We start from the raw sequence: 13,157 nt of genomic DNA, 5'->3' as shown, positions 1-13,157 counted from the left end.
ATCATGAACAAAAATTTCAAAATATATGCTATCATTTTCATCATTATCATGGTGATCATGGCATTGTTTGAAGTTAACAAAAAGGAGATGACCGACTGGCGCAAAAACTTCGATGTGAATGAGAAATCTCCATTCGGGCTATTTGTATTCAATCAGGAAGTGAAAGACCTCTTTAAAAATAATCTTAAAAAAATAGATCAGAATCCTTATGATTATTACAATCAGCATAAGAAAGGTCTTCACAATATTTTAGTGATTGAGAGTGATCTGGACGAAGAGTCCTGGAATAAAATTTTAACCGAAGTTTCCAAAGGATCGGATGCAATGGTTATAACAAGCTATATCCCTAAAGAGATTTCAGACAGTATAGGATATTTTAATTCACAAATGTCTTACGAAGATCAAAGTGTTTTGAAATTGACAGATAAAAAATACCAGAACGATTTCATCAAGCTTGATAAATTTCCTTCCGGAAGAGGATTTGAATTTGTGAAACCTGAAGTGGAAATCCTTGGAAAGTCTATGGAAAAGGATAGTGTGGTGTATGCCAATTTCATTAAAACGAAAATCGGAAAAGGAAATGTGTATGTGCATAGTGAACCTCTTTTCCTTACCAATTACTACCTTCTTAAAACAGGAAATATAAAATACACCCAGGATGTTTTTTCATACCTTCAGGATAGGGAAACCTTATGGTTTGTAGAAAGCAATACTAAAGTGTCACGGTTTTTCATGAGATTTATTTTATCAAAACCTGCATTAAAATATGCTTGGTGGGTATTTTTGGGGGGATTGGTGCTGTTTGTTTTCTTCAATGCCAAAAGAAAGCAGCGGATTGTACCTATTGTTGAACCACTGAAGAATACATCCGTGGATTTTGTGAAAAGTATTGGAAATTTATATCTTCAGGAAGGAGATTTCCATGATATGATGGCCAAAAAGGCACAATATTTCCTGAATAAAGTAAGAATAGATCTTTTGATAGATACCCAGAATCTGGATGAAGAATTTGCCAATAAACTTCATTTAAAAACAGGGAAACCTATAGAAATGATTAATGAGGCTGTAAGCTTAATTAAAAAAGGGCAGGATCCTTATGCAGCCGTTATGAAAGAAGACCTTACCAGGATGAATCAGTTACTGGATGAGATTTTAAAATAAAAATAACATGAATTACCGGAGAAATCCGGAACAAAAAGATACAATTTATGGAAAACCTTGAAAATTTTGAGAATGTAGAAAATCAAAATTCTACACCTGTTGATAAAAAAGAAAGCGAGTTTGAATCCAGAATAGATTTAATCGAGCTTCGCGCAAGCCTGGAAAAAGTAAAATCCGAAATAGCAAAAGTAATTGTTGGACAGGAAAATATGGTAGAGCATCTTCTGGCTGCTTTATTATCGAACGGGCATGTTCTGATTGAAGGTGTTCCGGGGGTAGCTAAAACTATTACAGCCAAATTATTAGCTAAAACCATTGATGTAGGTTTCAGCAGAATACAGTTCACACCGGATCTGATGCCATCCGATATTTTGGGAACTTCAGTTTTCAGTGTTAAAAATTCAGAGTTTGAATTTAAAAAAGGGCCCATTTTCTCCAATTTTATCCTGATTGATGAGATCAACCGATCTCCGGCAAAAACCCAGGCTGCATTGTTTGAGGTGATGGAAGAAAGACAGATCACGATGGATGGAACCCGCTATCAGATGGAAGAGCCTTTCCTGGTAGTGGCCACACAAAACCCTATTGAGCATGAAGGAACTTACAGACTTCCTGAAGCACAGCTAGATCGTTTTTTATTCAAGATCAATGTCAACTACCCGAATCTTGAACAGGAAATCGCCATTATCAAAAATCAGCACGAAAGCAAAGTAGAAGATAAAACAGAAGTGGTAAACCGGGTGATTACTGCTCAGCAGCTGAAAAATTATCAGCATCTGGTTAAAGAAATCATCGTTGAAGCTCAATTGATGGAATACATTGCTAAAATCATTATTAATACCAGAGAAAACCAGTTCTTATATCTGGGAGCATCACCAAGAGCGAGCTTAGCATTATTGACGGCTTCAAAAGCTTTTGCGGCACTAAGAGGAAGAGATTTTGTAACTCCGGAAGATATCAAAGAAGCCAGTTATGCAGTGTTAAGACACAGAGTAATCGTTTCGCCGGAAAGAGAGATGGAAGGCTTAACTGCCGATGAAATTATCCGTCAGATTTTAGAAGGAATAGAAATACCGAGATAGACGGTAAAATTTAATCAATGAATAAAGGTAAAATTTTAATGCTGCTTATTCTGGCAATTTTAACTTTTAGTTGTCAAAAGGGATATAAGCAAGAGTATAAAACATTTGCTGAATTCAACGAAAAAAATGAACGAAATAAAGGATGGTTTCCTCCAATTATTCATAATGATGTAACTGACTTGAGGAACGTTTCATATTTAGATCCTTTATGTGCATTTGGAAAATTTAATTATAAAAATTCGGGATTTTATGATTCAATTTTCTCAGCAAATGAGAAAATTAGTTTTGACTTGTTTAATAATAAAGTTGAGCAAAATATAAAACTAAAACCAAATTGGTTTTTAGATTTAAAAGAATTTGACAAATCAAATGTTGAGGTCATAAAAAAAGAAGAATTTTACGTATTGAAAAATAAAAAAGATAAAACGATATATTTTATTCTTTCGAACTCAATACCTTAAGACCTGCAACCTTAAAAAAGAATGAAAAACTTATACATCAATAACCGTTTTTTCTTCACGCTCGTAGGAGTGGGGATTCTGTATGTTTTTGCATTTTTCTTTCCGTTCCTGATGTGGGTGGCTCATATTATGCTGTTGGTTACTTTCCTCACAGTAATGGTGGATTACCTTTTAATCTTTAATCAGAAAAATGGAATTCTGGCACAACGGATTTTACCTGAAAAATTATCCAACGGAGACGAAAATCCGGTTAAGATTGACATTAAAAATAATTATCAATTTACAATTGATGTGAAGGTCATTGATGAAATCCCTTTCCAGTTTCAGAAAAGAGATTTCTTAATCAATAAACGTATTGAAACAGGAAGGAACAGTTATTTTCAATATACTTTGGAGCCTAAAGAAAGAGGAGAATATCATTTCGGAAGCTTAAATGTGTATGTGTCATCACCAATAGGATTTGTTTCAAAAAGATTTAATTTTCAGAAAGATGCCGCATTACCATCTTATCCGTCTTTTATTCATCTCAGAAAATATGAATTAATGGCCCTTCAAAGCGAATTCTTATTGGGAGGAATCAAAAAAATACGAAAGCTTGGGCACACCATGGAATTTGAGCAGATCAAAGACTATGTTCCGGGGGATGATATCAGAACGATCAACTGGAAAGCGACCTCTAAAGTGAATCGTTTGATGGTGAATCAGTTCCAGGATGAAAAATCCCAGCGTATTTTCATGCTGATTGATACAGGAAGAACCATGAAAATGCCCTTCAATGGATTGAGTCTTCTGGATTATTCGATTAATGCAACGATGGCTTTGTCTCATATTATCTTGAAAAAAGGAGATAGGGCGGGAATGATGACCTTTTCGAAAAAAACAGAAAACAAAATTGCAGCTGAAAATAAATCGGGACAGCTTAAAAAGATTTCGGAAGCCCTGTATAACATCAAAACCAATTTCTTTGAAAGCGATTTTAACCGCTTATATCAGGATGTAAAATATTCGATCAATCAAAGAAGTTTAATATTGCTTTTTACCAATTTTGAAACATTAGACGGATTGAACCGGCAATTGAAATACCTGCGTGGAATTGCTAAAAACCATTTATTAGTGGTTGTATTTTTCAAAAATGCAGAACTTCAGACGCTGATTCATAAAAACCCTGAAAGCATGCAGGAAATCTATGATGAGATCATTGCGGAAAAATTTGAATTCGAAAAGAAACTTATTATTCAGGAACTCCGAAAATATGGAATTTATACTGTTTATACACTTCCTGAAAATTTAAATATCGATGTTATCAATAAATATTTAGAGATAAAAGCGAGGGGAATTTTATAATTTTGCAACAAGCAACAAGCAACAAGCAACAAGCAACAATGAAAATAACACTTAACAGAGTCAACGACGATTTTTTATTTGAATGCACCAATTCCCAGGGAAATTCCATTCTTTTGGATAATACTTCGCAACCCGGAGCAAAAGGGGTCTCACCAATGGAAAGCGTATTAATGGCAGTAGCGGGATGCAGCGGAATAGACGTTGTTTCTATTTTAAAAAAACAGAGACAGGAAATCACGGATTTTAAAGCGGAAGTAGAAGGAGAAAGAATCCCTGTGGAGGATGCCAAACCTTTTAAATCAATCAGTGTTAAATTTCTTTTGGAAGGAAATATAGATCCTAAAAAAGCATTGAAAGCAGCTCAATTATCATTCGAAAAATACTGTTCAGTTTCCAAAACATTGGAGCCTACTGTAGAGATCGGCTATGAAGTTTTTGTAAACGGAGAAAAAGTGGATTAAAAAATAAATCATAAAAAAGGCCGGATGATTCATCCGGCCTTTTTTATGATTGAAAGTGATTATCTTTTTATGATTTTTGTGCTCTTCGTCGAGCCATCTTTCATCGTTAATGTCAGAATATACATTCCGTCTTTAATGTCTCCCAGGTGAAGCTGTGAAGTTGGATTATCAACCGTTTTTACAGTAATTCCTGAAAAATCCGTAACCGAGATACGCTTTACATTGCCTGAATTTTCAATGGTAATGGCTTCGTGGAAAGGATTTGGATAAGCAAGCCTTTCTTTTTCTTTTACAACCTCGTTGACAGCCAAGGCAGCGGGCTCCAAAGTCACAGTTATTTTCCATGTATTGTTATCCACTTTGTTATAATCGGCATTACAATCAGAACCGCCATACGTTCTCCATGCTCTTAATTCAAAATTGACAGTTCCTGATAATGTATTGGCAATGGTAAGACCTGTTCTGTTGTAAGAATATGTTCCACCCGTATTTCCGGAGCCCGTAGAGACAGCACTTTCACTTGTTCCTGAAGTCGTACAGATCAGTAAGCTGTTTTGCTCAGACATCCAGCCGTTTGATGCGGTAGTCATTGTATAGGAAACATTGGTAGATTTTATTTTATATCCTGTAGGAACATTGATGGAAAGAGTGGCAGGACAATTAGTGGTAGATGTCACATCAGGAGAACCACTGCTGAACATGGTATTGATATCTCCGGAAGTATACGTTGTAGAAATCTGTCCGGTAGTAAACTCCTTCATTTTCCAGAAACCTTGTGAGGAACCACAATTGGATCTTACCCAGAAATAATACGTTTGTCCTGTTGGTAATCCGCCAATAGTTACGGTTGTTCCGGATACATTTCCCGTAGGCGTAGTTGTTGCGGTAGGAGGAGTAGGAGAGGCGGTGTAATAATAGTCATAGCCTCCGGAAGGAACTGAAGCTGGAGCAGTCCAGTTGAATGTAGCTCCATCTACATTGGATGTATAGGTAATGTTGGTTGGAGCCGGACATGAAGTATACACATCTGCTGAAAATGCAAAAATATTAGGTATTCCACCGGTCCCTGATTTTGTTACCGTTACACTTTTAACAGGCTTAGATTGATTGGCGGCACTAATTGCCAAAGGGATCTGATATAACCTTGGATTAGTACCACTCCCTGATTCCAGACCGTCATTGGTAATATTAATCCTTCCGATTCCCTGGATAGCATAATTGCTGCCTCCATACCAGTCTGAGATGCTTATTCCTGTAAAGGTCTGGGAAGTATTATCCTGGAAATTTACATCTATATTCACGGTACATGCTCCACTTCCCCCTGTTGCCAACATATATAAGTTTAATACAGGAATGGGAGTGGTAAATACAAGAGTACCGTTGTCATTAGCATTTTGCAGCCTTAGTGAATTATTGCCACTGTAAGAGGCAAGCTGATAATTCAATCCTGGAGTAGAAGCCACCGCAGAAGTAATGATTCCATTGATGGGTAATCCATAAGAAAGTGGCGAACTGGAAGAAGTAAGCTTAAAATCTTTGGAAACAAACGCATAGCTTACGCCGTCAACATCATTATTGGTGGATGTAGTGGAAGACCCTGTGCCATTCGCGATAACATCAGCAGAAAACCCACTTGTAATGGGGATCGGCTGATACTCTTGGGCGCAGACAGTGTTAGTAAATAGGCCGGATAATACCAGGCATAAAGTAGGTAATAGTTTTTGTTTCATAATAATCAGTAAAAATTAGTTTATGATACTAAAATAGAGAATGGACTGAAAATAATTCAATACTATTCGATCAATAATATCAAATATTAATAAATGTTTGGAATTAATGGCTAATTTATTTTTATGAAACAATGTCATTTATATAGCTGGTACAAAAGAAAATAAAAAGCCTCTTGAAAAGAGGCTTTTTATTTTAGTTCTTTATAACTTTTTTCATGATAACTTCTTTTTCAGTGATAATTTTGAAAATATATAATCCGGAAGCGGTACTACGTATAGAAACTTTTGCATTTTGAGCATTGATTCCCATATGTTTTTGAATAATTCTTCCTTGTGCATCATATACTTCAATTGACTTGATCTTAGAATCTGTAAGGATATTCACATCATCTTTCGTGGGATTCGGGTATACATTAACTTTGTTATTAATTGCTGTATCAATGGTCTCCAATGTAGGGTTTTTGATCATGGTAATGGTTTCATTAGTTTCTACAGGGAAGTTATAGTCGAAATAAATATTAGCTTGATTGCTCACGCTGTCACCAGTAGCCAGATTGTTGTTGGACTTTACTTTTAAGGTAATATTTCCGTGGGCGAGTGCAGCAAGATTAATATCTTTCATGATAAATTCCACCTTATTGCCGATTATTTTGGTGTATGTGCTGTGAGAGGTATTTTGCAACTGTAAAGAAGAAATATCAAAATCATCCGGATTTACATTCATTTCAACTACAATATTGGTTGCCGGTGCGGTACCGGTGTTCTCAAAATTAATAATATAATGAAGGTATTTTCCAACCATTGATAATGGGATCTGGCTCCCTTCCAGGCAAGTGATATCATTAGGATCAAATGAACCTACAACGGTTTGCTTGAAAGCAAATTCATTGTCTTCCGGAGTATTTTCTCCTGAAGGAGAATTGATTATGGCATTAAAGTTAAGAGTATTCCCAATATTTACCGGATAGGTAGGATGAGTGGGAGGATTGATATTAAATGTAAGTTCAGATGCGGTGTTTGCGAAAGGCTTCAAATTAGTAAAGCTAAATGTGATCATATTTCCGCTTACTGTAGAAGGAAGTTCAGAAGATATGAAAGCCATTTTGGTATTTTCAAAAGTCAAAGTGACGTTTCCTGAAAGAGTAGTATTCCCTTTATTTCTCCAAATCAATTGATAAACAGCATCAAAACCCGGCCTTGCATCGGTTGCAGGAGCGAATACAACTTCCAGATCTTTTACATTTCCGTTTTTGGTAACACAAATATTTTGAGTGGAAACATTATTGTTGGCATTTGCAAAATGGGTAGTAAAAGTAGAAGGTGTTACAGTAAATAATGAAGGATTTTCAGGCTCCACAGTAACGGTGAAATCTCCTGCCTGTGTATAAAAATTGTATTTCCCATCATTTTTAACAAAGGTTTCTCCCGTAGTTGTTCCGTCATTGATCTTTAGCTTCATATGCTCAAAAACTTCATCATTGGTATCACATCCGTTGTTATTTTCATCAAATCTTACGGTTCCTGTGATAGTATTGTAATTCCCTCCTGGCGTGAAATTACAGTAAGTATTAATGGAAACATTGTTCAGGTTCAAATAGGCAACTGTATCCTGAGCCATTAATAATTCTGTATAGGTTGGGTCAAAGGGAGCCGTCATATCATCCAGACATATATATGTCAAATTAGGATTGTCTGCGATCGAATAATTATCAAAGATGCCATTTTTAATGAACAAATACTGCAATTGATTGTTATCTGCATTAAAAGAACCTAATGAAGATTCATTCAAATCAAGGGTTGTTAATAGGTTATTTGAACAGTTTAAAGTATCAAGTTGTAATCCCTGAACATTTAAGCTGGTTAAAAGATTATTAGTACAACTAATCCCTGAGGGATAATAGTATGAATAATAATCCAAAAGCATAGGATCTACTATAGGCAATGAATGACATATAAATGATGTCATACTATTAAAGCCAAAATCAAGGGAATTAATATGAGAGAATGAATCAATATTTAAGGAGGTTAGCATATTGTGTGAAGCATTTAATATCAAAGCATTCATTTTATTGATGCTTAAAGAGCTTAAATTATTATAACTGCAATCCAGCCTTTCCAGAATCAGGTTTTCTTTCAGATTGATTGTTGATAGGTTATTATGGCTACAATCAATAAAAGGTTTCAGATTGGTAGTAGCAATACCGGGAACCCCTACAAGTGAAAATGTTTGAAAATCCAGCGCTGAAATATTATTGTAACTACAGTTTATAAAGTTTGTGGTTAAATTGCTGATATTTAAATTGGTTATGTTGTTATGGCTGCAATCTACCCCAGCAATATAATTGGTCCATTGTCCTACTGAAGTATTTTCTCCGCTTATGTTCATTCCATGCAGATCAAGAGTGGAAATATTATTATAGCTGCAGTTTAATTGACGAAGATTCGTGCATCCCTGAACATTTAAAGAACTCAGATTATTGTTGCTGCAATCTAAGTTTTTCAGATAAATACAACCTTCAACATTCAGGTAATTCAACTCTAAATTGCTTGCATACAGTTCTACTATATTAGTGTCCTTCACATTCAAATATTCCAGGGAAGGAGCAAAAGATCCTAGACCTGCTAACCCTAAACTTTTACAACCCTCAAAATTTAGTGATTTTAATGTGGGAACATATCCTGAATACACAAAATAATATGAATAATTTGAAAGACTCGTACAGCCGCTTGCATTCAGGTTGACCAGAATATGATTACTGATACCTAACTCCTGAAGCTGAGTAAGCCCGTGAACATCTAAGTCTGTCAATAAAGGATTCATGATGCATTTTAGATACTTCAGATTTGAAAGATGCAAAACGTCTAGCGTACTGATGTTATTATAAGAACAATCCAGGTCGGTTATATTGTTCAGACCTTGAAGATTTAAAGAGGTAAGCTGATTGTTACTGCATTTCAAAACCTTAAGATGAGGTAAACTCTGTAGGTTAACGGATAAGTTAGGATTTACACTGTAGTCAAAAACTTCAAGATTAGGACAGTGCTGAATATTCAGACTGGATAATCTGAAACCTGGAATTTCCAGAGATATTAAATTGGTTCCCTGAATATTTAATGATGTATTGGTTAAAACAATAGCCGAATATGGATAATATCTGAAATATTTTAATTGACTAAGTCCATGAAGATCAATAGTAGGGATTTTTTCATAAATAATATCCAGCTTGGTCAAATTTGTAAAGCTTAGGATTCCAGTAATATCTGCAATATAGTTATAACCAGGATTAGAAAGGCTCAGATAACTGACTTGTTGTGCCTCACTGGCTTGGATTTGACCATCATTATTAGCATCAATTTTAAAAAAAACACCATTTAGATTTTTTGCAATTTCATTATTTGGAGATGCTGAAAGTAGTCTCGCCTTAAAATTGGCATCAGGAATATTGACAAGTTGGGCTCGAATTCCTAATGTGATCATAAGGAAAACGAACAAAAATAATTTTGTTTTCATAGTATGATTTTTTATGTGTTTTTAATGTAAAGAACAGAATGCATTATCCGTAGAATTCCCTACCTATAATTGGCAGGTTTAATTACTATTGATGCGGAGGTATGTTAGATTGAATAATCGAGATAGAGTATAATCTTGCCTTGATTCCTGATACGAAGGCAGGAAAGCAAATAATAAATCTGTTTTCATTTGTGTGTTTTTGTGAGGAGGCAAATGTAATTAAAAGCAAATACAATTATTTTTATGGTTTTTTTTATGAAAAAGAATTACTGATTTTTTATTTTAAATATTAGAACTATATGTGTTATATTATAAAAGAAATATTGGATTATATTTTATAATATTTTAAAATTTTCACTTGAATTTTTTTTCATAATAAATTCAAATTTTTGATTTTTTTTAACCTAATAATAAAGAAGCCAGCTAAAAGCTGGCTTCTTTATTATTATAATGTCATTCTTGGCTTCATCAATTTGGCCACAGTGGCAGTCCATCCTGTCTGATGCGAAGCACCTACACCCCGCCCATTATCTCCATGGAAATATTCATAGAATGTGATGTAATCTTTAAAATACTCATCATAGTTGAATTTCCCGTTTCCGCCGTTGAATGCTCTTTCACCGTTTTCATCTTTTAAGAAAATGGAACAAAGCCTGTTGCTGATATTTTGAGCCACTTCATCCAGGTTTTTCTTGTCACCGCTTCCCGTCGGAAACTCTACTTTCATACTGTTTCCATAATAAAAATGGAAGCGTTGTAAGCTTTCAACGATCAGGAAATTGATGGGAAACCAGATTGGTCCTCTCCAGTTGCTGTTGCCTCCGAACATTCTGCTGTCACTTTCCGCAGGCGTATAATATACCACATTTTCATTGCCATGAACAGAAAAAACAAACGGATTTTCCTCATAGATCTTGGACATTGCACGTATTCCGTAGGAACTCAAGAACTCATTTTCATCAAGCATTCTTTTCAATACTTTAGTGAGACGGGTTTTACGTAAAATGCTCATCAGGTGTTTTCTTCCCTGTCCTTCCTCTTCCCAGTGGGAAACCAATTTGGTGAGCTCAGGCTTATTCTTTAAAACCCAATCCATTCTTTCCCTGAAATTGGGCATCTTCTCCAATAAGTGATGATCAATAATTTCAACGGCAAACATCGGGATCAGTCCTACAATACTTCTTAATCGTAAAGAAACACTATCTCCGTTTCCAAGCTGGAGAACATCGTAGAAAAATCCGTCTTCTTCATTCCATAGGCCTTTGGTTCCTTCACCCAAATTCTCCATCGCTTCAGCAATATAAAGATAGTGTTCAAAGAACTTAATCGCCATATCTTCATATACCTGGTAATATTGGGCCAACTCCATGGAAATTCTCATCATATTCAAAGCATACATCGCCATCCAGCTTGTTCCGTCAGCCTGTTCAAGGTGTTGTCCGTCTTTCAGGATCATATTCCGGTCAAAAGCACCGATATTGTCCAGTCCAAGGAAACCTCCTCCGAAAATATTCTTCCCGTTTTTATCCTTTCGGTTCACCCACCATGTGAAATTAAGAAGCAGCTTTTGAAAAACCTTTTCAAGAAATAATAAGTCCGGTTTTCCGTTTTGCTTTTCATCAATTTTAAAAACTCTGAAACAAGACCATGCATGCACAGGAGGGTTTACATCACTCAGATTCCACTCATAAGCGGGAAGCTGTCCGTTCGGATGCATATACCATTCCTTCGTTAGCAAAAGAAGCTGTCCTTTGGCAAATTCGGCATCAATGATGGCAAAAGGTACACAATGGAAAGCAAGGTCCCATGTCGCATACCATGGGTATTCCCATTTATCCGGCATGGAAATAATATCCTTATTATGCATATGGTTCCATTCCGTATTTCTTACGTACTCATTGAAGTTTCTTGGTGCCTCAAAATTAGGATCTCCTTTCAGCCATTTTCCTACATTATAATGATAGAACTGTTTATTCCAGAGTAATCCCGCAAAAGCCTGTCTTTGAACATTTCTTTCATCATCATTGTTAACATCATGTTGAACCTCCTGGTAAAACTCATTGGCTTCAGCTATTCTTGTATTGAAAATTTCATCAAACTGATCAAAGGGTTCATCCGTATCTTGAGGTGATAATCTGAATTCAAAAGTTTTAAATTGCCCACCTTCAATGGTTTCATCAATGATAAAAGAAGCTTTTGTACCTCTTTTTTCAGGATTTACCGTGTTACTTCCATAGACAATATGATCGTTGATCCCATCTTTATAATAAGTGTTTCCGAAATAAAGCGTTCCGTGTAATTTCGGATTATTTGTTTCATTATCACAAAAAACACTTCTGGCATTGTTGTTTCTTGAATACAGCTTTTTGATGGAAACACTATCATGGTTAATGTCGATGCAACTGTCATGAGAAGTATGTAAAAAAGGCTGATATGTATTATATCCCCATTTCCAGTTGTTTCTGAACCATAGTGTCGGAATCACTACAATAGGGGCTTCCTTTTGGCTTCTGTTATGTATACTGACTCTTACTAAAATATCATCAGCATCGGCTTTGCAGTATTCAATAAAAATATCAAAATATTCATCGTTGTCAAAGATTCCCGTGTCAAAAATTTCATATTCAGGCTCTCTCTTGCTACGTCTCCCGTTTTCAGCAACAAGATCCTCATAAGGAAATGCATTGATAGGATATTTGTACACCATTTTCATATAGCTATGTGTAGGCGTATTGTCCAGATAATAAAAGAGTTCTTTGATATCTTCCCCATGATTTCCCTGAGGATTACTCAACCCGAAAAAACGTTCTTTTACAATCTTATCTTTTTTGTTCCAGAAGGAAAGGGCAAAGCACAAAAGCTGTTTGGTATCCGAAATTCCGGCAATACCTTCCTCTCCCCATCTGTAAGTATAGCTTTCAGCATTATCGTGATTGGCAAATCCCCATGCATTCCCGTTAGGACTATAATCTTCACGTACATTTCCCCATTGTCTGTTGCTTACGTAAGGTCCCCAGTTTTTCCAGTTAGTATCTTGTAGTCTTTGTTTTTCAGCAATCATATCTCATCATTTTCAAATACGAAGGTAGCTTTTTTGAGAAATAATTCCAATTTTCCATAGCTGAACAATTCTTAATATGGCCTTAGAAATCTTGTATTTATGGGCTTTTTGTAGAATAAATTAATTTTTCTTAAATATTTAAAAGAAAAAAACTATCTTTGCACCATCGTTCATTCAAATATTGAAAATGTTATCAAGAAAGGTTGAGGGAATAGACCCTGTGAAACCTTAGCAACCCTTTGCGCAAGCAATGAAGGTGCTACGTTCTACCAAAATAATTTGGACAGATAACTTACTGAAGTTCTTTTCAGCCATTTCTCATGGCATTTTCAATTGTGTTATAAAA

General features: G+C 35.4%; 8 protein-coding genes and 1 riboswitch. Of the genes, 5 read left to right on the top strand and 3 right to left on the bottom strand.

Going from position 1 to position 13,157, the window contains the following annotated elements:
• The first annotated feature begins 3 nt into the window (after window positions 1-3).
• Genes EGI05_RS13980 through EGI05_RS13960 form a run of 5 tightly spaced genes read left to right on the top strand, consistent with a single transcriptional unit; the run spans window position 4 to window position 4,509 of the window.
• On the top strand, window positions 4-1,161 hold the full coding sequence (locus tag EGI05_RS13980) for a DUF4350 domain-containing protein (protein ID WP_123263671.1): 1,158 nt from the start codon (window positions 4-6) through the stop codon (window positions 1,159-1,161).
• A 47-nt stretch (window positions 1,162-1,208) separates the two neighbouring features.
• A complete protein-coding gene (locus tag EGI05_RS13975) occupies window positions 1,209-2,243 on the top strand; it encodes an AAA family ATPase (protein ID WP_123263670.1) in 1,035 nt (344 codons plus the stop codon).
• 17 nt (window positions 2,244-2,260) lie between these two features.
• The gene (locus EGI05_RS13970; protein WP_123263669.1) at window positions 2,261-2,704 is read left to right on the top strand and encodes a hypothetical protein; all 444 of its coding nucleotides are present in this window, start codon (window positions 2,261-2,263) and stop codon (window positions 2,702-2,704) included.
• Between the two features lie 21 nt (window positions 2,705-2,725).
• Window positions 2,726-4,048 carry a DUF58 domain-containing protein gene (locus EGI05_RS13965; protein WP_123263668.1) on the top strand — a complete coding sequence of 441 codons (1,323 nt, stop codon included), beginning with the start codon at window positions 2,726-2,728 and terminating at the stop codon, window positions 4,046-4,048.
• Window positions 4,049-4,086: 38 nt separating this feature from the next.
• A complete protein-coding gene (locus EGI05_RS13960; protein ID WP_123263667.1) occupies window positions 4,087-4,509 on the top strand; it encodes an OsmC family protein in 423 nt (140 codons plus the stop codon).
• A gap of 59 nt (window positions 4,510-4,568) precedes the next feature.
• Here EGI05_RS13960 and EGI05_RS13955 read toward each other — a convergent pair whose 3' ends face one another.
• The 3 genes from EGI05_RS13955 to EGI05_RS13945 all read right to left on the bottom strand — a co-directional run bounded on the left by EGI05_RS13955 (window position 4,569) and on the right by EGI05_RS13945 (window position 12,811).
• Complete coding sequence (locus tag EGI05_RS13955; RefSeq protein ID WP_123263666.1) at window positions 4,569-6,239, bottom strand: T9SS type A sorting domain-containing protein; 1,671 nt, start codon at window positions 6,237-6,239, stop codon at window positions 4,569-4,571.
• A 193-nt stretch (window positions 6,240-6,432) separates the two neighbouring features.
• Window positions 6,433-9,750, bottom strand: coding sequence for a DUF7619 domain-containing protein (locus EGI05_RS13950; RefSeq protein WP_123263665.1), 3,318 nt, complete (start codon window positions 9,748-9,750; stop codon window positions 6,433-6,435).
• Between the two features lie 445 nt (window positions 9,751-10,195).
• Window positions 10,196-12,811: an MGH1-like glycoside hydrolase domain-containing protein gene (locus EGI05_RS13945; RefSeq protein WP_123263664.1), complete on the bottom strand. Its 2,616-nt coding sequence runs from the start codon at window positions 12,809-12,811 to the stop codon at window positions 10,196-10,198.
• Between the two features lie 187 nt (window positions 12,812-12,998).
• Window positions 12,999-13,105: riboswitch (SAM riboswitch) on the top strand.
• The last annotated feature ends 52 nt before the right edge of the window (window positions 13,106-13,157 follow it).

Origin of the sequence: Chryseobacterium daecheongense, from assembly GCF_003729955.1 — a bacterium.
GTDB classification, from domain to species: Bacteria; Bacteroidota; Bacteroidia; order Flavobacteriales; family Weeksellaceae; genus Chryseobacterium; species Chryseobacterium daecheongense.
This window is presented reverse-complemented; position numbering and strand designations above follow the sequence as displayed.

Bases quoted from the DNA above. Each gene is read 5' to 3' on its own strand.
- EGI05_RS13980 (WP_123263671.1), top strand. From the start codon at position 4: ATGAACAAAAATTTCAAAATATATGCTATCATTTTCATCATTATCATG.
- EGI05_RS13975 (WP_123263670.1), top strand. From the start codon at position 1,209: ATGGAAAACCTTGAAAATTTTGAGAATGTAGAAAATCAAAATTCTACA.
- EGI05_RS13945 (WP_123263664.1), bottom strand. From the start codon at position 12,811: ATGATTGCTGAAAAACAAAGACTACAAGATACTAACTGGAAAAACTGG.
- EGI05_RS13955 (WP_123263666.1), bottom strand. From the start codon at position 6,239: ATGAAACAAAAACTATTACCTACTTTATGCCTGGTATTATCCGGCCTA.
- EGI05_RS13960 (WP_123263667.1), top strand. From the start codon at position 4,087: ATGAAAATAACACTTAACAGAGTCAACGACGATTTTTTATTTGAATGC.
- EGI05_RS13970 (WP_123263669.1), top strand. From the start codon at position 2,261: ATGAATAAAGGTAAAATTTTAATGCTGCTTATTCTGGCAATTTTAACT.
- EGI05_RS13965 (WP_123263668.1), top strand. From the start codon at position 2,726: ATGAAAAACTTATACATCAATAACCGTTTTTTCTTCACGCTCGTAGGA.
- EGI05_RS13950 (WP_123263665.1), bottom strand. From the start codon at position 9,750: ATGAAAACAAAATTATTTTTGTTCGTTTTCCTTATGATCACATTAGGA.